Raw genomic sequence first — 23,097 nt, 5'->3', positions numbered from 1 at the left:
TGAGCGAAACTATGAAAAACCAAGTGCAATTGATCACCTATGCCGATCGCCTGACTGGAAATGGCTTAACACAATTAAAGCAACTACTTGATGAATCGTTTTGTGGGTTGTTTTCAGGTGTACATATCTTGCCATTTTACTATCCGATTGATGGCAGTGATGCGGGGTTCGATCCGATTGACCATACGCAGGTTGATAGCCGCTTGGGGACTTGGCAGACTCTGTCTGAAATTGGACAAAGCTACGAGGTGATGGCGGATTTAATCGTCAATCATGTGTCGGGTCAGTCGAATGAATTTCAAGATGTATTGCAAAATGGTCGTCACTCGCCTTATTGGTCGATGTTTTTAAAAGAAACAGATGTGTTTCCAAATGGGATAACACCCGCCCAAGCTGACATGATCTTTAGGCCTAGACCAACAAGCTGCTTTTCGCCTAAAAAGTTGGCAACGGGGGAGGTGATAAACTTTTGGACCACTTTTACTGATAATCAAATCGATATTAATGTAGAGACCGATTCAGGTAAAAGTTATTTAGATGATGTGCTCAACTTGTTTGCAAAAAGTGGCGTAAAGATTATTCGTCTTGATGCCGCTGGCTTTGCCATAAAGCGTGCCGGGACAAGCTGTTTTATGACGGATGAAACGTTTGTATTTATTAAACAGCTGGCGGAACAAGCGCACGCATTAGGGATGGAGACTATTGCAGAGATCCACAGTCATTATCAAACTCAAATAGCGATAGCGAAAAAAGTAGATAGGGTATACGACTTTGCGCTGCCACCACTAATTTTACACACCTTGTTTAATCAAAATGTCGATGCATTGGTGTCGTGGTTAAATGTTTCGCCGCGTAACTGTTTAACAGTGCTTGATACGCATGACGGCATTGGCATTGTAGATGCGGGTCCCGAAGGGGATAAACCAGGCTTGTTAAATGCCAGCGAAGTGGATAGCTTAGTGCAAACCATCCATGCAAATAGTCATGGAGAGAGCTTAAAAGCTACAGGGTCCGCAGCGAGCAATGTGGATCTTTATCAAGTCAATTGTACGTATTACGATGCACTTGGTAGAGACGATTTAGCATATTTAACTGCCCGCGCGATCCAGTTCTTTTCGCCCGGTGTGCCGCAAGTTTATTATGGTGGTTTGCTAGCACTCAATAACGACATGACCCTACTGGAACAAACTCAAGTTGGCAGAGATATTAACCGTAGTTATTTATCTTTAGAACAAGTACATAAACACCTAGGCAAACCAGTTGTGAAAGGACTGTGTAAGCTTATCAAATTGCGTAATAGCAGCGCGGCGTTTAACGGTGAGTTCTCAGTGCAAGGGGCTCAGAGTAGCCTGACTATGAAGTGGCAGAACATAGATGACTTCGCCAGTTTAGAGGTTGATTTATCCAAGCGCGTAGCTTTGCTTACCACAGGTGATACACACCAAGCACAGACGATTGACCTGGCTGACTTACTCAACTAATTGTGTAATCAGCAAGTGTAGAATAGTTAACCTGAGTTCGGGATAATGGATATGAGAAAGCCAATTAAATCAATGTACTGTGCTGTATCATGTAGCTTATCCCGAGTTCAGGTTAGTTAGGTGGATTGGCCGACCTTTAATTCAAACGGCAAAATTAATTGCTGTTTTTGTTTACTCATAAAAAGCTCAGCGGCGCGTTGCCCTTTGGCTTCGCTGTTTTGATGAATCGTGGTGATAGCTGGGTTGAATAACTGCGCTTCGTCAATCCCATCAAAGCCAACTATTTTTAACTCTTCGGGCACTTTGATGCCTTGCTCAAGTGCCTCTCTTGCCGCAGCTAGAGCTATCAAATCACTCATACACAGCAATACATTAGGGCATGGTTGTACGTTGAGCGCTTCTTTGGCTGCGATGCGTGCCCATCGCTCGCTACTTTCTGGGATATTCCAAGTTTTATCATCAGATAAAGCGATATGTGACTCTTGTAACGCTTGTCTGAATCCAGCTAAGCGTTGGTGAGCAATCGAGGTATTGAGTTTTGGTAGATGGTGGTCATACACGCGACAGATTAAATCTGTATCTAATAATCGCAGCCCCAAAATAGCAACGTTTGCTTGCGTGGCAGCGTCATGGAAGGCAGTAAGTGCTTGTTTAGACACCTCATAGGCTGCCTGATAGTTGTCGATATTGACGCTAGCTTGGCCTTTGAGTTCAAAATCGACAGCAACCACTTCTTTATTAAGCGCTTCAAGGTGGTCAATAAGCTTGGCGTTTCGCGGTCTGCCGTAACATATAAAGCCATCAACAAAATCTACGATGTTGTTGACATTGTCCGCACCGCCAGAGAAAAGCAATAAATTGATCCCTTGGGGTTCCAGCTCTTTAGCCACGCCACGCATAAAGCTACTGGCGACTGGATCTGACACCATATATTCCACACTATCGGGTAGCACGAGCGCGACGATATTAAATGTACCTTTTCTTAAAGAGCGCGCCGCCTGATTAGGACCAAAATAACCAAGTTCATGACATGCTGATAAGATCTCTTCCCTTTTTTGTTTGGACAACTGATCGGGCCGATTGAACGCGTTTGATACGGTTGCGTTTGATACACCCAGTTGTGCGGCAATGCTTTTTAAGGTCCACTTTTTTGCTGTCATTGTACCTGGCTACTTAGTTTTGTTGCGAGTTTACATCAACCTATGAGCTTACTTGAAGTGTTAACTAAAACACAGAGCATTTATCAAATGACTGATCTTTTGTTGTGCTGGCGCTACTTTTTCCATCGCGAGGAATTCATCGGGTTGGTGTGCTTGCTCTATGCAACCTGGTCCCATGACGATGGTTTCACACCCTAGCTGTTGAATAAATGGCGCTTCGGTACAGTAGTTAACGGCCACAGCTTGTGTATTTGATACTTGCTCTGCCAATTTTACCAAGGCACTGTCGGTGCTGCCACTAAACGCTGGGATCGGGTCGTGTAGGTCAATAACTTCAACGCTGTTGGGGTATTGCGCATTAACAGGCGCCACAGCTTCCAGCAGTAACATTTGTAGCTCTTTGATGCTCAGCCCAGGCAGAGGGCGCAAATCAATATGTAACTCACAGCAGCCACAAATACGATTGGCGTTGTCGCCGCCATGGATGTGTCCCAGATTCAATGTCGGATACGGAATAGCAAAATCCGAAAGTGAATATTTATTCTTTAATTGTTCTTTTAGCTGCAATAATTTTGCAATTACCATATGCATGACTTCAATTGCATTTAAACCGCGCTCAGGATCGGAGCTATGGCCCGAGCGGCCAAGAATGCGAATAGCACTACTCATATGGCCCTTGTGGGTGTATACCGGGGTCATATCTGTCGGCTCACCTATGATACAACGCGCGGGCTTTAAATCGGGATGTTTAGCGATTTGTTGTGCACCAGCCATCGTGGTTTCTTCGTCAGCAGTGGCTAAGATTAATAATGGCTCTGTTTGTTTCCCACCTTGCTCATCAAGTGTTTTGATGGCATCTAACACAAATGCAAAAAAACCTTTCATATCGATTGAGCCTAACCCGTAAAGTCGATTGTCATGTTGCTTTAACTGAAATGGGTCAAAGTTCCAGCGACTATCATCAAACGGCACGGTATCAGTATGGCCTGCCAGCATTAAGCCTCCTTCGCCTGTACCGCGCTTAGCGAGTAAGTTGAATTTACCGGGCGCACTTTTCAGCTCGGTGATCTCTACCGTAAAGCCAAGGGCTTCACACCAACCAGCTAGCAGCTCTATTACAGGACGGTTGCTCATATTAAGGGACTCGTCCAATGCGCTGACTGATGGATTGGCGATGAGCTGTTGATACATATCTAAAAAAGTCGGGGTTGCCATAAAAAATCCAAAATATTTATTCAAAGTGTTTGCATAACAATTTAAAGGTGTTTAGTATGAATATCAATTCACTTTTTTAGCATAAGTATTTTAGAGGCTGACATGCGACGATACTCATTCACTATTTAATTTCATTTTGACCTGTAAACGCAATACAAATAAGAGACCCCGAATAAAAATGATGAATGTGAACAAGAAAGTAGCGATAGTCGGCGCAAGCGGATACAGCGGTGCGGAGCTTGCCAGCCTTATAGCCAAACACCCCAACTTCTCCCTGTCGGGTTGTTACGTGTCAGAGCAAAGCTTGGATAAGAACAAGTCATTGAGCCAGTTGTATCCAGAGCATGGAGTTTTGCTCGACACGCCCTTACTGCCTTTAACCGAACACGCTTTTTTAGATATCAATGAGCAAGCGGATTTCGTTTGCTTGTGTACTGATCATCAAGTGAGTGTTGAACTGGCCCCTAAGTTTTTAGCGATGGGTAAAAAGGTATTTGACCTATCTGGCGGTTACCGCTTAGCGAGCAGCGCTGATTATGAACAATATTATGGCTTTAGCCACCCTTATCCACATTGGCTAGAGCAGGCTGAATATGGTTTAGCTGAATGGAATGCTCAAGCAATCAGTCAGGCGCAATTGGTCGCAGTTGCTGGATGTTATCCAACGGCGGCACTGAATGCGTTAAAACCCCTGAAGCAAGCTGATCTGCTAGCGGATCAACAAGTGATCATTAATGCGGTCTCAGGCGTGACGGGAGCGGGTAGAAAGGCCAGTTTAAATACTCATTTTTGCGAAGTATCTTTGGCACCTTATGGCTTGTTCAAGCATCGTCATACGCCAGAGATCAGTCAATACCTTGGCCATGATGTGCTGTTTACCCCACACTTGGGTAATTTTGCACGGGGTATCTTAGAGACTATTTATATTCAACTTAAACCCGAAGTAACACCGTCACAAGTCGATGAGGCATATCAGGCACTAGCGGATGAACCGCTGATCCGGCTCAAAGGGGCGCAATTGCCTTCAATAAAAAGTGTTGCTGGGCAACCATTTGTGGACATCGGTTGGCAACAACAGGGGCAGCAACTCATCGTTGTGGTGGCAATTGATAACTTGCTCAAAGGAGCTGCGGGTCAAGCGCTGCAATGCATGAACTTAGCCTGTGCGCTTAATAGCGAACTGGGCTTAAAAGGAGCATGGTAATGCAAACTTGGGTGATCAAGATAGGCGGCGCAGTACTGGATACTGAAGACGCAGCACAGTCGCTATTTTTGGAGCTTGCGAAACTCACGCACAGTGATGCATCTAAGCAATTTGTACTGGTTCATGGCGGTGGTTCATTGGTGGACCGCTGGTTAAATGATGCGGGGTTTGCTACGGCAAAGCATCAGGGGCTGCGGATTAGCCCAAAAGAACAAATGCCCTACATTGTTGGCGCGCTTGCAGGGTGTGCCAACAAGCAACTGATGGCACATGCCATCAATGCGAATTTATCGCCAGTGGGATGCTGTTTATATGAAGCGGGTTTGATGGCTAAGCAAAAGCTCAAAGCACTTGGTCAGGTGGGGGAGTGTACGACGCATGACAAGAGCATTTTGAACACCTTGCTGGCGCTTGGTCGTATTCCTTTAGTGAGCTCAGTGGGGCTTGGTGAAGATGGGCAGCTCTATAACGTTAACGCAGATGAAGCGGCCGCAGCCATTGCCAGCCAACTCAACGCAGAACTCATTTTTATGACGGATGTGGAAGCCGTATTGGATGCTAATAAGCAGCCATTGTATCAATTAGGTAAATCACAAATAGAGGAATTAATAGCAACAGGAGTGATAGTGGGCGGAATGGAGGTCAAAGTAAAGACCAGCCTTCGCGCAGCCCAACACTTACGACGAGGAGTGTATATCTCAAGCTGGCAAAAGCCAGAAAACTTGGGCGCTCTCGTTGATGGGGCGCACATCGGAACCAAAATCACTCCATAGGATTTGCACATGTTACAACATTTTTTAACCGGACTTGAGTTTGATAAGGAACAGATCCTTAAGTTACTTAAACTAGCACAAAATATTAAAAGTCAGCCGAAAGAGTACGCACAGGCGTTAACCGGCCTATCAATCGTCACTTTGTATGAAAAACCAAGTTTGCGTACACGTTTATCGTTTGATATTGGCATTAACAAACTAGGTGGTCATGCCGTTTATTTAGACCAACAAAATGGTGCGATTGGTAGCCGAGAGTCGGTGCAAGACTTCGCTTTGAATATCTCAGCTTGGGCAGACGCTATTGTTGCTCGGGTAAATCATCACAGCACCCTTACGACTTTGTCAGAGCATGCATCGATTCCGGTGGTAAATAGTTTGTGTGATTTATATCACCCTTGCCAGGCATTGGCTGACTTTTTAACGCTACAAGAGGTACATGGTGATGTAAGTCAGTTGAAATTGGCTTATCTAGGTGAGGGCAATAATGTAACGCATTCTTTGATGTTGCTGGCTGCTACATTAGGTACTGACTTTGTGGCAGTGTGTCCAAAGGGGCATTCACCAGATGCACAAATCGTTAAGCAAGCCGAACAAATCGCTGCTGCAAATGGCGCGTCTGTAATGATCAGCGACAGAATAGAGGCTGCTGCAGGCGCTAACGCATTGTATGCAGATACTTGGGTATCTATGGGTAACAATACGTCGCTTGAGCAAGTGAAACAAACATTTATGCCCTATCAAATCAATCAGGCTTTATTAAAACAAACCGGTGCAAGCACCGTTTTGCACTGCCAACCTGCACACAGAGAGTATGAGATCACCTCTGAGGTAATGGACGGCAAAAATTCAAAAATAATTCAACAAGCACAAAACCGCATGCATGCCCAGAATGCTTTGCTGGTATCACTGTTAAATCCAAATTACGTGTAAGGATGTAAAGCAAATGAGCGAAATAAAAAAAGTTGTATTGGCCTACTCGGGTGGTTTAGATACATCGGCAATTGTGCCTTGGTTAAAAGAAAACTACGGCTGTGAAGTTGTAGCGTTTGTAGCGGATGTTGGCCAAGGTGAAGAAGAGCTTGCTGGTGTTGAAGAAAAAGCCATTGCCTCTGGTGCATCTGAATGTCATATCGTGGATTTAAAAGAGCAGCTGGTCAGTGATTATATCTATCCAACGCTGAAAACAGGTGCCATCTATGAAGGCACTTATTTGTTAGGCACGTCAATGGCGCGTCCTATCATTGCCAAGGCACAGGTTGAGGTAGCCCGCAAAGTCGGTGCCGATGCGTTATCGCACGGCTGTACGGGTAAGGGGAACGATCAGGTTCGCTTTGAATCTTGCTTTGCTGCGCTGGCACCGGATCTAAAAGTGGTTGCGCCATGGCGTGAATGGAATCTATCAAGCCGTGAATCACTATTGGAGTATTTGGCTGAGCGTAATATTCCATGTTCAGCATCAGCGACCAAGATTTACAGCCGTGACGCCAATGCATGGCATATTTCACACGAAGGGGGTGAGCTTGAAAACCCATGGAACCAACCAAGCGAACAGGTTTGGACTTGGACGGTATCGCCAGAGCAAGCGCCAGACAAGGCTGAATTTGTTTCAGTGCGTGTTGAGCAAGGTCGCGTTGTGGCGGTTAATGGTGAGCGATACAGTCCGTATCAATGTTTGGTGCAGCTAAACCAGATTGCCTCTGCTCATGGCGTGGGTCGTGTTGATATCGTTGAAAACCGTCTAGTGGGTATGAAGTCTCGCGGCTGTTATGAAACGCCAGGGGGCACCGTGATCATGGCGGCGCTACAAGCAATTGACGAGTTGGTTTTAGATAAATCAAGCCGTAAGTGGAAAGAGACTTTGGCCAGTGAATTTGCACATCTTGTATATGACGGTCGTTGGTTTACACCGCTGAAAGACTCAATTTTAGCAGGTGCTGAGGCATTGTCTGAGGTAGCCACAGGTGATGTGGTTTTAAAATTGTACAAAGGGCAAGTGAGCGCGGTACAAAAGCAATCAGTGAACAGTTTATACAGTGAAGACTTTGCAACGTTTGGTGAAGATGATGTTTACGATCAATCACATGCCGAAGGGTTTATTCGTTTATTCTCGCTATCCAGTCGGATAGCTGCATTAAACAAAAAGTCGTAATACAGAGCGTTAGGAGAAACATTATGGCGTTATGGGGCGGGCGTTTTTCATCGGGTCCGGATGCGGCATTTAAGCAATTTAATGACTCTTTGCCTTTTGATTATCAACTGGCAGAGCAGGACATCGTCGGCTCCATTGCGTGGGCTGGCGCACTTTTACAGGTGAATGTACTCGATGAAGAGGAACATCAAGAGTTGGTTGCTGCGCTGAATGCGTTGTTAGAGAACGTGCAGCAAGATTTAAGTGCGGTTGCCAATGCTGGGTATGAGGATATTCATTCGTATGTGGAAACAAAGCTTATCGAGCAAGTAGGCGATTTAGCTAAAAAACTTCATACGGGGCGCAGTCGAAACGATCAGGTAGCCACCGATTTTAGACTGTGGAGCCGTCAATGTGCCGAGCAGTTACTGGCGGCATTAGGGTCTTTAAAATCGGCCTTTGTCAATTTAGCAGAGCGTGAACTCGGCACGATTTTGCCGGGCTATACACATTTACAGCGTGCACAACCCGTGCTGTTTAGTCATTGGTGTATGGCTTATGTTGAAATGCTTGAGCGGGATGAATCTCGTCTACAAGATGCGCTCATTCGTTTAAATGTCTGTCCGCTTGGTAGTGGTGCATTAGCTGGCACCGCTTATCCAATCGATAGAGAGACTTTGGCGACCAATTTAGGGTTCAGTCACGCCAGTCGTAACAGTTTGGACGCGGTTTCAGACAGAGACTTTGTGGTTGAGCTACTCAGTTGTGCCAGTATTTCTATGATGCATTTGTCGCGTTTTGCAGAAGACCTAATATTTTACAACTCGGGTGAAGCGGCGTTTATTGAGCTGGCAGACAATGTTACTTCTGGTTCCTCGTTAATGCCGCAAAAGAAAAACCCCGATGCGCTGGAGTTAATCCGTGGCAAAACTGGACGTGTTTTTGGTGCATTTAGCGCCATGATGATGACCTTAAAAGCGCTGCCTTTGGCGTACAATAAAGATATGCAAGAGGATAAAGAGGGCTTGTTTGATGCTATGCCAACTTGGCTTGCTTGTATTCACATGGCAGAAGCTTGTATCAAAGGTCTAAAGGTAAATGCTCAGACGACTCGTAAGGCGGCGCAAGGTGGACATGCCAATGCTACTGAGTTGGCTGATTACTTGGTTGCTAAAGGGATCCCATTTAGAGAAGGGCATCACATTGTTGGGCAACTGGTGCAAATAGCCATTGCTGAGGGCAAAAATTTAGAAGACCTCACCTTGGAGACATTCCAACAGGTTTGCGCTGTAATAAGCGACGATGTATATCCTGTATTGGAATTGGATGCTGGGATTGCCGCTCGTCAGGCGCTGGGCGGTACATCGGTCACACAAGTTGAACTAGCCGTACGCGCGGCGAAAAAAAAACAGCAGATCCTAGTTAGAGACGCTAATTTAGACGATGTAGATGCGATTGCTGGGCTGATTCAGCATTGGGCCAAAGTCGGCGAAAACTTGCCGCGAGCAAAAAGTGATATGATCCACTCAATCAATGAGTTCGCCGTAACTGTAGTGGATGGCAAGATCACCGGATGTGCCTCCCTTTACATTTATGATACCGGCTTAGCTGAAATCCGTTCCTTAGGCGTTGACCCGCAAACGCCGGTAAAAGGTCAAGGTATGCAGTTGGTACAGTATTTACTGGTAAAAGCACGAAAACTGGCGCTTAACAGAGTAATTGTCCTAACACGAGTGCCAGGGTTCTTCACTAAACAAGGCTTTAGTTACTGTACTAAAGACACTCTCCCTGAAAAAGTGATGAAGGACTGTGATTTATGTTTACGTAAAGACCATTGTGATGAAGTGGCAATGGAATTCCTATTAAAGGCGGCAAAAGGTGCGGTGATCCCGTGTAAGTTTGTTGCCTAAACTCCCTGAAAAACCATAAAAGGCGTCTGGTTGATCCCAGTCGCCCTTTTATTATTTACCCTAATATGTCGTTTATCCTCTTTTTTTGTCAATTAGGCGCTCGAAGTGGTGGTGTCAAAAAATAGTGGCTTGGTATTTGCTTTAATTAACACTCCATATGTAACTAAAAAGTTAATATTATATTATCTAAAAATGATAGTTAAATGAGGTAAATATGAAACTACTAAAAACAACAATAGCGAGTAAAAAACGCTCAAGCTTAAATGGTAATACTGGTCAAGCGACAGTGCTTTCTGCTAAGGTACTAGCAAATAAAGAATTACTCATGAAAGTGAGTGGCGCGCGTGGCGCAGGTGTTATAATCGAAAGTTACGACTAAGACATCGAGAGGTTTAAAGAGGTTGAATTTTGTTTGGTGATCTAAGTTTACATTTTGACACGATTATCCTGTTAGGTTTAATACTGGCGTTTGTATTTAACCTTAGCTTTCGCTTTCTCAATATAGTTAAAAGTGACTCATTAGTGGTCACCGCTGGCATTATTGCAACCTCTTACTTTATATCTAACCACTTTTTTAAAGAAATACTAGCATCAACATACCCTTATTTGGTTTTTTTTATCAGCGACTTATTGACAGTGTGTGCGATTGTATTGCTGCATAAGTTACTCTCGCTGAAGCCATCAAGAGCTTATTGGTATGTCATATTCGGTTTATCAATGAACGGTTTATTATTCATTGCCATGCATACCGACAGATTTATTGTGGAAAATAGTGAGCCGTGGTGGTTTTGGACTGTTTATAGTGTTTCAATTAATTTCTTTGATTTGATGATGGTAGCTGTGTTGATTTTAAATCGCGACCTTCTATTACTAGGAAGTTTATGGAACAAAGTGAAAGCACTTACTAAAGCGTCAGGCGTGTTAAATACCAAGTAGAATCACAAACAAAGTTTTAGAGCCTCTAAAGCTGGACGAATTGATGGTATTTATATAGCTGGCTCATAAAACTTTCGGACACCTTGATAGTTATTTCATTGTTCAGCAACAAAGATTACCTGAGGCTTGTTGCAATAAGCCAAAATCTGAAAGCTAATTAAGGCGGCAAAGATAAAAAGTTGAGTAAAGCATCCTAATGGAGCTTTACTCTTTGATATTAAAACTGATACTCCCAGCTTAGCTTAGCTGCGCTTTGTGTTTGTTCATCTTCATTGCTATTGGTGTCTCGCCACACGAATACGCCGGCTTTTAACAGACCGCTAAATAAGCCTTGTTGGTAACCAAGCTCTAGCAATTTACGTTCGATATTTAAAGCTTCAAAATCTATGAGTTTGAGCTTGGCAAACCCGCCATAGCCACCAGTTTGGTAGTAGTCACTAGCTAAGGTGAGACTTTTAGCTTGTGGTCCAATAGCCGCGCCTAGCCACTGGTCGCGCTCAGTATATTGTGAGCCCCCTTCAGAGGCTTGAAAGTTACACTGAAAGTTCACCTCAAGGGCCTGACAATTGGTGGTGTTGTCGCTGAGCTCGAGATAACTTTTCAGACGATAATCCGCATCCCCCATAAAATGTTCAATACCCATTGTATAAGTAGTTTTCGCAGGTAGTATGCCATGATCGTTGTTACCTGCAATTTCCGCATAAACCGAAATAGGCTGGCCGCCAATGAGACTTGAATATTTAACATCGATACCTGCTACTCTTTGTTTAGCAGTTGGTAGCTCCGCGTTTAATGGTAATTCAAGCACAAAATCACTGGCGGTGGCACTCAATGCCAGCTCTAATCCTCGAACAGGCGTGCTGGACAGGCGAATTCCCCAAAAATCACCATCGCGTTTATCGTTAAGGCTGGGCTTTTGTTTTGCCGCCAATGCGGTGATTTGCCATGGCCCAATGAAGGATAACCAGCTGGGACCGTCGTAATTGCTATTAGCACGGCTAATACGTGCTGCGGTCATAGGGGCCGCGTTGTTTGAAAGTAGCAAGGCGTTCTCGTTGGCAGGGCCCCACCAGTAGTTGAGTCGCTCAGCACTGAATGACCAGTTGCCCAATAAGATGGCAAGGTGGCTACCATAATGGTTAATTTGCTTACCATCGAGTGCTTCATCAGCATAGTTTACTTGTACCTTGGCACTAACATGCTTACCTGTCATGATGCCATAAGTTGAGATGCCTGACTTCGCAGCCTGACGCTCACCAAAACCGTCTTGTAAGGTTGCTTCATCGTCATAGTATGCAGTTACGCTGGAATATCGAGCGCGTTTGGCTTGAGTCAGGGCGTGGCGTAGGTGTGTAAGTGCAAATTGTGCATTATGAGCAACTTGCTTTTGTTCTATTTTATCCAAATCTTGAATTAGGCCTTGCCATAGCAAAGGGTATTGATTGACAGGGCGGTTAATTAAACCAGCACTGACCAGCATATCTATGGAATGTTTTAACTCGCTTTCATTGGTGTTTATCCAAGGGCTCGCGAAACTGCTAATGCTCGTAGCGGCAAGTAAGACTGTACTAAGGCGTGTTAATTTCATCCGTGTAATTTTTCCTGTAAAGCTTTTGCAACAAGTGGATGGACAAATTCACTCACATCACCTTTGTGTAGAGCGACTTCTTTTACCAACGTAGAAGAAATGAATGAATTGCGCTCAGACGGGGTTAAAAATACGCTTTCTAAGTCTGGGTTTAGGCGTCGGTTCATATTGGCAAGTTGGAACTCGTAGTCAAAATCTGACACTGCGCGAATGCCCCTGATCAACACGTTAGCTTTATATTGCTTAGCTAGATCAACCAGCAGACCAGAGAATCCAATCACTTTTACGTTTTTGTGTTCAGCAAGTACTTTTTCCGCCAAGGCAACCCGTTCCTCCAAAGAAAAACAAGGCTTTTTGTTTGGGTTGTGTGCAATGGCAAGTAGCACCACATCAAACATTTTTGCGGCTCGTTTGATTAAATCGGCATGGCCATTGGTTAATGGATCAAAAGTACCTGGATATAAAGCTGTGACTTTCATAACACGATATCGTCAATAAAATTTGGCATATGGTAGCAATGTTTTACAGATATTTCACTGGTCTGCTTTGCGCTATGTGCACTTATATCATATACCCTTTAGTGCTATTTTCACTTAGCCTAATTGGCTATACTGACCCAATTAGTGAAACACATCCTAATATTAATCGCGTGTCATAGAGATCAGGATATGAATACCAAGGAAAAAATAATTCGTACCAGCATCGCTTTATTCAATTTACATGGAGAGCGGGCAATAACGACGAATCATATAGCTTCAAATCTGGGTATAAGCCCAGGAAATTTGTACTACCATTTTAAAAATAAAGAAGACATTATTCGCAATATATTTTCTTTATACCGAGAGCACTTAAGTACTCATTTTAAACCACTCAATACCGAGTTTGAGCCGCTAGAACAATTAACTAAGTATCTAGACTCATTGTTTGATTTGATGTGGCGTTACCACTTTTTTTACGACAATCTTACTGACATTTTGGCAAGAGATGGCGTGTTAAAAAAGCAATACATTGAGTTTCAGACAGACTTGTTTGAACAGGTGCGCTCTGTCGTGATTGGTTTGCGCACAAGTCGCGTTATCAATATTAGCGACGAAGATGCAAAAGAGCTGGCTCATATGTTGAAAATGACGGTCAGTTTTTGGACGCCATACGTAAAAGCACGCAGAATGACAGGGGTACTTGAGCAGCAAGATATCTATAATGGTATTGTTAAAGTATTGATGTTGTTTAAGCCGTATTGTACGGATTTAAGTTCTGCCAAAATTCAGGAATTACAAGACCAATATCAACGTCTTGCAGATGAGTCACTGCCCAGTATTGCGTAACATAGGCGGCAATTCGGTTTGTTTATTTCCTAGACGCATAGAAATTTGATATACTCGCGCGCCCGATGTCTAGGCGCGCTTTCGCCACGCAAAAGAGTTATTTCTATGTTTAAATTTATCGTCAAACTGCATCCTGAAATTGCCATTAAAAGCAAATCAGTTCGTAAACGCTTCACCAAACTTCTAGAGAAGAACATCGAAATCCTTCTCAGCCGTATTGACGAGCAAATCAAAGTAAAGAATAACTGGGACAATATTACGGTTACGAGTGCTAAATCGGATCAATCCACGCGATCAGCACTCATCGATAATTTAAAGCGCGTGCCTGGTATTGTGCAGTTTATTGAAGTACAAGAAACACACTTTGACAGTCTTGACGATATTTATCAGCGCACCTTAACTTTGGCTGGTCACACTATTGAAAACAAGACCTTCTGTGTTCGAGTGAAACGCAGAGGTAATCATGACTTTACTTCAAGCGATGTTGAGCGCTATGTAGGTGGTGGTTTGAATCAAAACGTGTCAGGTGCAAGCGTGAAGCTGAGTAAACCTGAAGTGACTGTGAAAATAGAGATCAAAGATGACTTAGCCTATATTGTGACACATACACATTATGGTATTGGCGGCTTCCCGTTACCCACTCAAGAAGATGTTCTTTCGCTTATTTCGGGCGGGTTTGACTCAGGAGTGGCCAGTTATCAGATGATCCGAAAAGGGGCTCGTACACATTTCTTATTTTTCAACCTAGGTGGTGCGGCTCATGAGATTGGGGTAAAACAGGTTAGCCACTATCTTTGGAAGCAATATAGCTCGACTCACAGAGTTAAGTTTATCACTGTCGATTTTGAACCTGTTGTCGCCGAGATTTTGGAGAATATCGAAAATGGTCAAATGGGCGTTGTGCTCAAACGCATGATGATGAGAGCGGGTAGCCAAATTGCCGAACGCTTTAATATTCCGGCATTAGTTACTGGTGAAAGTATCGGTCAAGTATCGAGCCAAACTTTGGCTAACTTGAATGTAATCGATAGAGTGACGGAAACACTCATCGTGCGTCCGCTTATTCAGCACGACAAGGCCGATATTATTAAGATTGCCCGTGAAATAGGCACCATAGAAATGGCAGAAGCAATGCCTGAGTACTGTGGTGTTATTTCTAAAAAGCCGACCGTAAAAGCCAAACTTGAAACTATCTTAGAAGAAGAACAGAAATTCGACTTTGATGTCTTGGATGCCGTTGTGGCCAACGCGGTGGTGAAAGACATTCGCGATATAGAAGCTGAAGCAAAAGAAGAAGTGAAAGAGGCTGAAACTGCCAGTGAACTGCCCGAAAATGGTGTGGTTTTGGATATTCGCTCACCAGATGAGGAAGATGCCAATCCATTGGAAATTGAAGGCGTCGAAGTTGTGCATTTACCATTTTTTAGACTCGCTACCAAGTTTGCAGATTTACCACAAGATAAAGAATATTACCTGTATTGTGCTAAAGGTGTGATGAGCCAGCTTCAAGCATTAATATTGCATGAGAATGGCTTTAACAATGTGAAAGTGTATAAGCCAGAGTAATAAAAAAGCCGAGCGAGTCTCGGCTTTTTAGTGCTTATTTATAAGTGCTTGCAGCATCTGAGCATTGTATGGTGTTGACACATTAAGTAATTGACCCTGAGCAACAACATAGCCACAGATTGCCTCAATTTCAGTTTTTCTACCATGCTTTACATCCTGCGCCATAGAAGAAAAGTTAGCACTGGTGCGAGACATTACTTGATATGCGTTATCCAAGGCTTGAGACAAAGTGACTTTAATACCTGCTTTGTTTGCAACCGTACAGGCTTCATTGAGTAAAGCGAGGATTGTGGCACTGAATTTTGGTTGGCGTAGTTGCCCATTTGGAACTTGATGTAACGCGCTTAAAGGGTTGATTGCGATATTGACTAACAACTTTTGCCAGCGCAATAGCGTCATATCTTCATGAATAAAGCTCTGCGACAATATACCTGAAAAATAAATCCCAAATATATGTTTAATAATTGAATGAGCCTGCGTATTACAGGCACCTAAATACGTATCACCAGAGCCGGTTATTTTTACATGGTTATCATCTAGCTTTAATGCACCACGAGCGGTACTGATAAAAAATAGTGCTTGGTTTGGTTTGAGCTGGTCAAGAATTTCACTCAAATCACACATGCCATTATGACTAATAAAGAGGTTGGCATGATCAGACAAATAGGGGAGTACATCGGCAATCGCCTGTGGCAGTTGATAGGCCTTTACGCAAATAAAACAATTGGCGATAGATAGAGACTGGGTATGCGCTAGTACAACTGGCTTGGCATTAATTACTTTGGTGCCTTGGTGTTCGCTGATAAGCCATTTATCGGTAGGAAGAGTACGTGTAATCACCGACACATTATGACGTTGACTCAGAGCGTGCGCAAATGACAGACCAATTGCGCCTGCGCCAACAATGTGAATATCAGTCATATTTTTTTGTACGCCACTTACTGAGTGCTATATATATCGCATAGTAACTGAGGGCTCCCAAAAAGTCAGCGATGAAGTCTCCTAGAGAGGCTTGTCTGTAAGGTAGGCTATCCTGCATGACCTCAATACCAATGCCATAGCCGGCTAACAAAACGAGTTGCGTGATAGTGGGCCATTTAAAAGCATGGTGCATGATAAAGGCGAGGCCAAAAAATATTATAAAATGAACTACTTTGTCCGCATGTTGAAAGCGAATACCTGAATGTTGAAACTCTTTGGCAAACAGGTAGGTACATACTGCGAGGGTGACCAATAATAAAACTTGATAAACGCGCCTTGTCACTATACTTCCTAAAGATTAATAGCCGCTAATTTGGGGTCAAGTATATCACCTAAAACTGGCTGGTGGGTGAATATCACTTTTTTCCCACATTCTTATTTTAGGTTGATATAATCGCGATATTCATATTTTAGGAGAATAACATGCCTTCTTTTGACATTGTGTCTGAAATTGAAATGACAGAAGCAAAAAATGCGGTTGATAACGCAAAACGAGAACTGGAAACACGTTATGATTTTCGTGGTGTTGATGCATCTATCGAATTAAACAATGATGTGATCACGTTAAAAGCGGAAGCTGATCCACAAGTAATGCAGTTGTTTGATATTTTAGCCAGTAAAGCATCTAAACGTGGTTTGGATGTGGCAAGTTTAGAGCTTAAAGATATTGAGCGTGCGGGCAAACATGTATCACGTAAAGTAGGCTTAAAGCAGGGAATTGAGAAAGATATGGCCAAGAAGTTGGTCAAGCTTATCAAAGACTCAAAAATTAAAGTACAAGCTGCGATTCAGGGTGAAGAAGTCCGAGTGACAGGTAAAAAACGTGATGACTTACAAGAAGTGATGCAGCTGATCCGCACCAGCGAGTTAGGACAACCGTTTCAGTTCAAAAATTTCCGCGATTAATGCTGGCGCAGCAATTCGTTAATTGTGTTTTTTGCCAGTTCATCTGCCGCTAAAGCAAGTAACACCTCTTACTTGCTTTAGATTTCTAGACGTCCATTGACAATCATCCATAAACTTCGCACAATAGCGCCTCTTTTCAAGGTGCTTAGCTTGGTAACGTCGTGTTATCCAGATCGGTTCGTATCAGTTAGTTTGCTAAGATAATCGGGAAGTTGGTGCCAATCATGGGACTGAGTGAAATCCAACACTGCCCCCGCAACGGTGATGCCTAAAAGGCTAAGTCCGGAGACCGGCCTTGAAGTCGACTTACTGTTTTACTTGTGCGGTGGGCGCAAGTCTGAGGATATCATGCAAAACAAATCTATTTTGGCAGTGGCTATTTTGGCTGCTGTGTCGTCTGACGTTTGGGCACAAGCTCAGAACGAACACATTGAGCGTATTACCGTTACCGCGAACAAATTCGAGCAATCAATCAACAACACCCTCACAACTGTTAACGTGATTGAGCGTGAGGAAATTGAGCAAAGCAACCTTAGAGATTTACCGTCATTGCTTAACACTGTTGCTGGTGTTGACGTAGTGAGAAACGGGGGCTTTGGCCAAAAAGCCAGTGTTTTTGTGCGCGGTGCCACCACTAAACATGTGTTGGTATTGATTGACGGCGTGCGAGTGAGCGATGCTAACTCTGGTGATGTAGCATTTACTAACATTCCTCTTAACAGTATTGAACGCATTGAAGTGGTAAAAGGTGCCAAAGCGGCAGTTTATGGCTCCGATGCATTGGCGGGCGTGATCAACATCATTACGCGTAAAGCGCAGCAACAGCAAATCAGTTTAACGTCAGGCAGTCACAACTATGTGAACTATCAACAAGCAGGGCAGTTCAATACCGACTCGCTTTCATTGAGTTTCAATCTGGGCTATGAGGATACTGATGGCTATGATGTAACGAGCAAAGACCCTCAGTTGCCATTGACTAAAGATCACGATAGTGACGGCTATCGCAATAAAAATATTGGCTTCAACTTAAGCTATGATCATGAAGATATAGGGACTGTTTCTGCACGCGCTCAGTATAGCGAGGGAGAAGGCGAGTATGATAATGCCTGGGGCAATGATGCCTACGAGTTTGAAAACTATACCACCAAGCTTGCCTGGGAAAAGCAACATGATCAGCTACAGCACTATGCCAGCGTGAGCGTTTCTCAGCAGGAGAATACGCAAGTCGGTACGCCAAATCATGATGTTTATAGTACCGAGCGTGTAGAAGTTGAGTATCGTGCGTTGTATCGCTGGTCTGAAACTTTACAACTTGCAGCGGGTGTGAGTCAGCTCAATGAAGATTTGAGTAATGCATCAGCCGAATTCAGCCACTCAGACCGTACTAATAGAGCCATATTTGTAGGGGGCTTCTTTGAGCAAGGCCCATGGTTGGCAAATGCGGTTGTAAGAACCGATGATTATGACTTTCATGGCAGAGCCAATACATACACTGCGAGTATCGGTTATCAGGTCAACAACATGGTTACCTTTAGAGTCAATCACGGTACAGCATTTAGAGCGCCGACTTTGACACATGCGTATGTTAAAAATAGCCCGTGGTATTTGCCAAACCCAGATATTAAGCCGGAAGAGGCAAGTAACAGCGAATTTGGGGTCATGCTCGATACTCGCTGGGGTAAATACGATGTGGCGGTATTTAATAACAAAATCGATCAAATGATTGTTAGTTTGCTAGGTGAAAGTGGCAAATATATTGCGTCTAACGTTGATCAAGCGGCTATGAAAGGGGTGGAGTTATCGGCGACAGTTTCAGCTTTAGGATTTGAGCATAGAGCCAATCTAACTTTACTGGATGCGAAAGACAAAACAACGGGTAAAGACTTGGTCCGTCGACCAGATACTGCTTTTAACTATACCTTATCTAAGTCTTGGGACAAGTTAGATGCGAGCCTTACCATGATTTATCGTTCTTCAAGGCCAACCATCACCTTGTATGATAGTCAGTTCAATACACATAACAAAGCGCTCAGCGGCTACACAGTTTTCAATTTGGCCGCAAACTATGCGCTGTTTGATAATGTGAAGCTGACAGCTCGACTGGAAAATCTGGGTGATAAAACCTATTTGACAGCTGCGACTGGACTTGCAAGTAGCGGGCAAATACTAGGATATGTGCCGCTGGGTAGGCAAGCATATGTTGGCGTGTCAATTAGCTTTTAAAGATACTTCAAAGTAAATTAAAAGGCGGATGAAACAACAATCCGCCTTTTTGCTTGCTTGCATTCTATTCGTCGTCTTCTAACAACTGCTGGCTAAACTGATGCTGAAACTTTGCCAGCTTTGGCGCTATCATTACACTACAATACCCTTGAGCCCGATTGTTAGCATAATAATCTTGATGGTAGCTTTCAGCACTATAAAACTGACATGCTTCACTAAGTTCGGTAACAACGGGGGCTATGTACTGTTTTTGTACCGACTCTATTGTTGTTTTGGCCTGTTGCAGCTGTTGTTCATTATGGTAAAACACCACACTTCGATATTGAGTACCAATATCATTACCTTGACGATTTAGTTGCGTAGGGTCGTGCAACGTAAAAAACATCTCTAACACTTGTACGTAGCTTATTTGTTGAGGATCAAATTTAATTTCAACCACCTCAGCATGACCACTGTCGCCGTGACAAATTTGCTCGTATGTGGGTTGTTGTGTATGTCCACCACAGTAACCCGAGCGTACTTCTAAAACTCCTTTTACGCGACGAAAGGCAGCGTCTATACACCAAAAGCAGCCACCACCCAAAGTCGCAATCTGTACCTCAGTCATTATTTCGTTCCTTATGCTGTGCTTCCTGGGTCGCCAGTTTGTGGCTGATGAACTCAGGAGATTGAGTACGTTTAGCTAACAGGTTATAGGCACATGGGATAACAAACAAGGTCAGTATGGTGGCAACACTCACGCCCGCAAAAATTACAACCCCTATTACCATGCGACTTTCTGCACCTGGGCCTGTTGCTAAAACCAGTGGAATAGCACTCATCACTGTTGTGAGCGATGTCATTACAATAGGGCGAAGCCTTTGCACAGAGGCATCTAAAATAGCCTGCTCAAACGCGATACCTTGATCTCTAAGCTGATTGGCAAACTCTACAATAAGGATGCCGTTTTTGGCACTTAACCCTATCAACATAACGATACCAATCTGACTATAGATATTGAGGGTATTGTCGGTAATGTATAACCCGTACATAGCGCCAACTAAACCAAGTGGTACAGTGAGCATAATAACAAGCGGGTGAACAAAACTTTCAAACTGTGCCGCAAGTACTAAAAAGGTAACAGTGAGCGCTAGAATGAATACATATGTCATTGCCGAGGCACCTTCATAATACAGTTGAGACTCACCTTTATAATCTATCGCACCGTCAATATCATTTTCTTCACTGGCAACTTGGTTTAGAAACTCCAATGCTTCAGCAAGGGTGTAGTTGTCAGCTAGATTGGCCGAGATAGTAATTGCTCGCATACGGTTATAGCGATTCAGACGGGCGGCGGTCGCTTCTTCGCGGATGGTTATTAAACTATCCAGTGGCACCAATTCCTCAGTGCGTGATTTTACAAAAATGTTGTGGATGTCGTTCGGTGCCGCAAAGTCAGACTTAATCCCTTTTAAGATCACATCGTACTCTTCACCACGGTCGATAAAGGTCGTCACGCGACGCTGTCCCAGCATGGTTTCCAGCGTACGACCGATATCGCTAATAGACACTCCTAAATCTGCCGCTTTGGTTTTGTCGATGCTTATCAAAAACTGTGGAAAGGTTTCTTTATAGTCATGATCAATTCTAACCAGTCCCGGATTTTGCTGTGCTCTGCTGATGATCCGGTCTCGCCATTTGGCCAACTCATCGTAATCATTCCCTTGTAATACAAACTCGACTGGACGCGATTGACCACCACCACCGATACCTCTGCGCATGATGGCAAATGCACGTACATCTGTGACCTCTCGCATTGTTGAGCTTATCTCACCCATAACCTCCCAAGTTGACCGCTTACGTTCGTCCCAATCTGGCATGCCGACGATAGCAACGCCACCTTGTCCACCCCAGCCTGGCACACGGACTAACACACGGCTCAATTCACCTTTATCAACATATGGCAACAAGCGTTGCTCTATTTGCTCCATATTGGCTAGGTTGTTTTCATAGCTTGCGCCTTCGGGGCCATTCATCATGATGAAAAAGGTGCCTCTGTCTTCTTTTGGCGTCAGCTCAGAGGGGATCTGTTGAAGTAGGGCGAAACTCACAAACCCTGCCAGCGCTAAGGTTGTCACTAAGCTGTAGCGGCGGGCTAAATTATCCTGTAGTACTTTTCTGTAGCCTTGTTCTATGCGAGAGAGTATTTTTTCCATCCATTGACTGAATCGGTTCTCTTTAGCGCTGGGCTTAAGTACTTTAGAGCAAAGCGCAGGGGAGAGTGTCAAAGCGGTCACGCTCGAGAACAGTACAGCCGCGCTGACTGCCATGGCAAACTCAGTGAACAATGCTCCGATGCGGCCATCCATAAACACCAGCGGCACAAATACCGCGATCAGTACTAATGTGGTAGCAATAATTGCAAAACCTACCTGTCGTGCGCCCCGATAAGCGGCGAGCAAAGGTGGTTCACCTAGCTCAATTCTGCGGTGAATGTTCTCCAACATAACAATGGTATCATCAACCACTAAGCCAATTGCTAGCACTAAGGCAAGTAATGTTAGTAAGTTAATTGAATAGCCCATAGCGAGTAAAAACATGAAAGTTGCCACCAAAGCAACGGGTACCGTTACAGCGGGTACTAACGTGGCGCGTATATTTCCCAAGAACATGAAGATGACAAATACCACCAACCCCATCGCTATCGCTAGCGTACGATATACTTCATAGATACTTTCTCGAATGAATACAGAGGAATCGTAGCTGTCTTCTATAGTTGTTCCAACAGGTAGATTGCGTTTGATTTTTTCAAGCTCTCGACGAGCATTGTCCACCACATCTAAGGTGTTTGCTTTGGCCTGCTTGACGATACCTAGACCAATCATGTTACGGCCATTACCACGGAAGGTGCTTTCGTCATCAACCGCTTCAAGTTGAACATCCGCGACCTCATGTAATTTTACTAGGTAGCCCTGCTCACCACGCTTGATGATTAGATTGGCAAAATCTTCCTGGGTTTTGTAGCTGCGAGCAATACGAACGGCGAAGTCTCTATCTAACGACTCAATTTCGCCCGCTGGGAGTTCTACATTTTCACGTCTTAATACTTGTTCTATGTCGCTACTCGTAACACCGCGAGCAGCCATGGCGCGCCGGTCGAGCCAGATTTTCATTGCGTATTGTCGCTCTCCGCCAATACGTACGTTAGATACGCCATCAACAACCGCGATGCGATCAACAATAAAACGTTGCGCATAATCAGAAAGTTCGAGTGTATTCATGGTTTCACTGTTTAGTACAAACCAAGCTATTGGGCTTTCATCTGAGTTTGATTTTGACACCTCAGGTGGGCGAACTTGTTCAGGCAAGCTATCCAGTGCGCGGGACACGCGTTCACGCACATCATTGGCGGCGGCATCAATATCACGGTCAATATTAAACTCAATGGTGATATTTGAGCGCCCATTGCGACTGGAAGAGTTGATACTTTTTATACCTTCAATACCTGAAATTCTATTTTCAAGCACTTGCGTAATTTTTGCTTCTACTACTTCGCTTGATGCACCTGTGTAGTTGGTGCTTACACTCACTATGGGAGTTTCAATGTCTGGGTACTCACGAAGTGGTAGCATCGTAAAGGCAACAATACCAAAAGTGAGCAGTAACAGGTTTACAACGATCGCAAAAACGGGGCGTTTTACCGCGGTATCAGTGATTTTCAC

Annotated in this window: 20 protein-coding genes and 1 riboswitch; of the genes, 12 read left to right on the top strand and 8 right to left on the bottom strand. The window is 44.0% G+C overall.

Features of this window, described 5'->3' with window-relative positions; genetic code table 11:
• Positions 1-11: 11 nt before the first annotated feature.
• Positions 12-1,481, top strand: a complete 1,470-nt coding sequence (gene gtfA, locus L1070_RS08535; RefSeq protein ID WP_237125235.1) for a sucrose phosphorylase — start codon at positions 12-14, stop codon at positions 1,479-1,481.
• Between the two features lie 116 nt (positions 1,482-1,597).
• Here the strand turns inward: gtfA and L1070_RS08530 are convergent, their stop codons facing one another.
• A complete protein-coding gene (locus tag L1070_RS08530) occupies positions 1,598-2,641 on the bottom strand; it encodes a LacI family DNA-binding transcriptional regulator (protein ID WP_237125234.1) in 1,044 nt (347 codons plus the stop codon).
• A 60-nt stretch (positions 2,642-2,701) separates the two neighbouring features.
• Complete coding sequence (argE, locus tag L1070_RS08525) at positions 2,702-3,856, bottom strand: acetylornithine deacetylase (RefSeq protein WP_237125233.1); 1,155 nt, start codon at positions 3,854-3,856, stop codon at positions 2,702-2,704.
• A 187-nt stretch (positions 3,857-4,043) separates the two neighbouring features.
• On the opposite strand from argE, the gene argC reads away from it, so the two are divergent.
• From argC to L1070_RS08490, 7 genes are all read left to right on the top strand, one after another.
• Entirely contained in the window at positions 4,044-5,060 is a 1,017-nt protein-coding gene (argC, locus tag L1070_RS08520) for an N-acetyl-gamma-glutamyl-phosphate reductase (RefSeq protein ID WP_237125232.1), read from the top strand.
• Positions 5,054-5,833 (top strand): acetylglutamate kinase, encoded by a 780-nt coding sequence (gene argB, locus L1070_RS08515; RefSeq protein WP_237125231.1) that lies wholly within the window; start codon positions 5,054-5,056, stop codon positions 5,831-5,833. Before argC ends, argB begins: the two co-directional genes overlap by 7 nt.
• A gap of 9 nt (positions 5,834-5,842) precedes the next feature.
• Entirely contained in the window at positions 5,843-6,763 is a 921-nt protein-coding gene (locus L1070_RS08510; RefSeq protein WP_237125230.1) for an ornithine carbamoyltransferase, read from the top strand.
• Between the two features lie 13 nt (positions 6,764-6,776).
• Positions 6,777-7,982 carry an argininosuccinate synthase gene (locus L1070_RS08505; RefSeq protein ID WP_070986233.1) on the top strand — a complete coding sequence of 402 codons (1,206 nt, stop codon included), beginning with the start codon at positions 6,777-6,779 and terminating at the stop codon, positions 7,980-7,982.
• 23 nt (positions 7,983-8,005) lie between these two features.
• On the top strand, positions 8,006-9,871 hold the full coding sequence (gene argH / locus L1070_RS08500) for an argininosuccinate lyase (protein ID WP_070986232.1): 1,866 nt from the start codon (positions 8,006-8,008) through the stop codon (positions 9,869-9,871).
• A gap of 214 nt (positions 9,872-10,085) precedes the next feature.
• Complete coding sequence (locus tag L1070_RS08495) at positions 10,086-10,250, top strand: hypothetical protein (RefSeq protein WP_237125229.1); 165 nt, start codon at positions 10,086-10,088, stop codon at positions 10,248-10,250.
• 143 nt (positions 10,251-10,393) lie between these two features.
• Positions 10,394-10,807, top strand: coding sequence for a hypothetical protein (locus L1070_RS08490; protein WP_237125228.1), 414 nt, complete (start codon positions 10,394-10,396; stop codon positions 10,805-10,807).
• Between the two features lie 217 nt (positions 10,808-11,024).
• On the opposite strand, the gene L1070_RS08485 is transcribed toward L1070_RS08490, so the two are convergent.
• Both L1070_RS08485 and coaD read right to left on the bottom strand, forming a co-directional pair.
• Positions 11,025-12,395, bottom strand: coding sequence for a capsule assembly Wzi family protein (locus L1070_RS08485; RefSeq protein WP_237125227.1), 1,371 nt, complete (start codon positions 12,393-12,395; stop codon positions 11,025-11,027).
• Positions 12,392-12,874, bottom strand: coding sequence for a pantetheine-phosphate adenylyltransferase (gene coaD / locus L1070_RS08480; RefSeq protein WP_070986229.1), 483 nt, complete (start codon positions 12,872-12,874; stop codon positions 12,392-12,394). The genes L1070_RS08485 and coaD overlap by 4 nt, the downstream gene beginning before the upstream one ends.
• Positions 12,875-13,063: 189 nt before the next feature.
• Between coaD and L1070_RS08475 the strand changes: the two genes are divergently transcribed.
• Positions 13,064-13,720: a TetR/AcrR family transcriptional regulator gene (locus tag L1070_RS08475; RefSeq protein WP_070986228.1), complete on the top strand. Its 657-nt coding sequence runs from the start codon at positions 13,064-13,066 to the stop codon at positions 13,718-13,720.
• Between the two features lie 105 nt (positions 13,721-13,825).
• On the top strand, positions 13,826-15,286 hold the full coding sequence (thiI, locus tag L1070_RS08470; protein WP_237125226.1) for a tRNA uracil 4-sulfurtransferase ThiI: 1,461 nt from the start codon (positions 13,826-13,828) through the stop codon (positions 15,284-15,286).
• A gap of 27 nt (positions 15,287-15,313) precedes the next feature.
• Here thiI and L1070_RS08465 read toward each other — a convergent pair whose 3' ends face one another.
• Together L1070_RS08465 and L1070_RS08460 are read right to left on the bottom strand one after the other, a co-directional pair.
• Complete coding sequence (locus L1070_RS08465; RefSeq protein ID WP_237125225.1) at positions 15,314-16,207, bottom strand: 2-dehydropantoate 2-reductase; 894 nt, start codon at positions 16,205-16,207, stop codon at positions 15,314-15,316.
• The gene (locus L1070_RS08460; protein WP_237125224.1) at positions 16,200-16,550 is read right to left on the bottom strand and encodes a VanZ family protein; all 351 of its coding nucleotides are present in this window, start codon (positions 16,548-16,550) and stop codon (positions 16,200-16,202) included. The genes L1070_RS08465 and L1070_RS08460 overlap by 8 nt, the downstream gene beginning before the upstream one ends.
• 140 nt (positions 16,551-16,690) lie before the next feature.
• On the opposite strand from L1070_RS08460, the gene L1070_RS08455 reads away from it, so the two are divergent.
• Both L1070_RS08455 and L1070_RS08450 read left to right on the top strand, forming a co-directional pair.
• The gene (locus tag L1070_RS08455; RefSeq protein ID WP_070986224.1) at positions 16,691-17,173 is read left to right on the top strand and encodes a YajQ family cyclic di-GMP-binding protein; all 483 of its coding nucleotides are present in this window, start codon (positions 16,691-16,693) and stop codon (positions 17,171-17,173) included.
• 157 nt (positions 17,174-17,330) lie between these two features.
• Positions 17,331-17,486, top strand: a riboswitch (cobalamin riboswitch).
• A 35-nt stretch (positions 17,487-17,521) separates the two neighbouring features.
• A complete protein-coding gene (locus L1070_RS08450; RefSeq protein WP_237125223.1) occupies positions 17,522-19,396 on the top strand; it encodes a TonB-dependent receptor in 1,875 nt (624 codons plus the stop codon).
• Positions 19,397-19,460: 64 nt separating this feature from the next.
• Here L1070_RS08450 and msrA read toward each other — a convergent pair whose 3' ends face one another.
• The gene (gene msrA, locus L1070_RS08445; protein WP_237125318.1) at positions 19,461-20,006 is read right to left on the bottom strand and encodes a peptide-methionine (S)-S-oxide reductase MsrA; all 546 of its coding nucleotides are present in this window, start codon (positions 20,004-20,006) and stop codon (positions 19,461-19,463) included.
• Complete coding sequence (locus L1070_RS08440; RefSeq protein WP_237125222.1) at positions 19,996-23,097, bottom strand: efflux RND transporter permease subunit; 3,102 nt, start codon at positions 23,095-23,097, stop codon at positions 19,996-19,998. The genes msrA and L1070_RS08440 overlap by 11 nt, the downstream gene beginning before the upstream one ends.

The sequence above is a fragment of the Pseudoalteromonas sp. MMG022 genome (assembly GCF_021654245.1).
Taxonomy (GTDB): Bacteria; Pseudomonadota; Gammaproteobacteria; order Enterobacterales; family Alteromonadaceae; genus Pseudoalteromonas; species Pseudoalteromonas amylolytica.
The sequence above is the reverse complement of the archived record's forward strand: the minus strand, read 5'-3'. Positions and strand labels throughout refer to the sequence as shown.

What these genes read in the sequence shown, in the direction of transcription:
- L1070_RS08510 (WP_237125230.1), top strand. Translation starts at nt 5,843, where the DNA reads ATGTTACAACATTTTTTAACCGGACTTGAGTTTGATAAGGAACAGATC.
- argE (WP_237125233.1), bottom strand. Translation starts at nt 3,856, where the DNA reads ATGGCAACCCCGACTTTTTTAGATATGTATCAACAGCTCATCGCCAAT.
- L1070_RS08465 (WP_237125225.1), bottom strand. Translation starts at nt 16,207, where the DNA reads ATGACTGATATTCACATTGTTGGCGCAGGCGCAATTGGTCTGTCATTT.
- argH (WP_070986232.1), top strand. Translation starts at nt 8,006, where the DNA reads ATGGCGTTATGGGGCGGGCGTTTTTCATCGGGTCCGGATGCGGCATTT.
- L1070_RS08530 (WP_237125234.1), bottom strand. Translation starts at nt 2,641, where the DNA reads ATGACAGCAAAAAAGTGGACCTTAAAAAGCATTGCCGCACAACTGGGT.
- L1070_RS08450 (WP_237125223.1), top strand. Translation starts at nt 17,522, where the DNA reads ATGCAAAACAAATCTATTTTGGCAGTGGCTATTTTGGCTGCTGTGTCG.
- L1070_RS08505 (WP_070986233.1), top strand. Translation starts at nt 6,777, where the DNA reads ATGAGCGAAATAAAAAAAGTTGTATTGGCCTACTCGGGTGGTTTAGAT.
- L1070_RS08485 (WP_237125227.1), bottom strand. Translation starts at nt 12,395, where the DNA reads ATGAAATTAACACGCCTTAGTACAGTCTTACTTGCCGCTACGAGCATT.
- L1070_RS08495 (WP_237125229.1), top strand. Translation starts at nt 10,086, where the DNA reads ATGAAACTACTAAAAACAACAATAGCGAGTAAAAAACGCTCAAGCTTA.
- coaD (WP_070986229.1), bottom strand. Translation starts at nt 12,874, where the DNA reads ATGAAAGTCACAGCTTTATATCCAGGTACTTTTGATCCATTAACCAAT.
- gtfA (WP_237125235.1), top strand. Translation starts at nt 12, where the DNA reads ATGAAAAACCAAGTGCAATTGATCACCTATGCCGATCGCCTGACTGGA.
- L1070_RS08455 (WP_070986224.1), top strand. Translation starts at nt 16,691, where the DNA reads ATGCCTTCTTTTGACATTGTGTCTGAAATTGAAATGACAGAAGCAAAA.
- thiI (WP_237125226.1), top strand. Translation starts at nt 13,826, where the DNA reads ATGTTTAAATTTATCGTCAAACTGCATCCTGAAATTGCCATTAAAAGC.
- argB (WP_237125231.1), top strand. Translation starts at nt 5,054, where the DNA reads ATGGTAATGCAAACTTGGGTGATCAAGATAGGCGGCGCAGTACTGGAT.
- L1070_RS08475 (WP_070986228.1), top strand. Translation starts at nt 13,064, where the DNA reads ATGAATACCAAGGAAAAAATAATTCGTACCAGCATCGCTTTATTCAAT.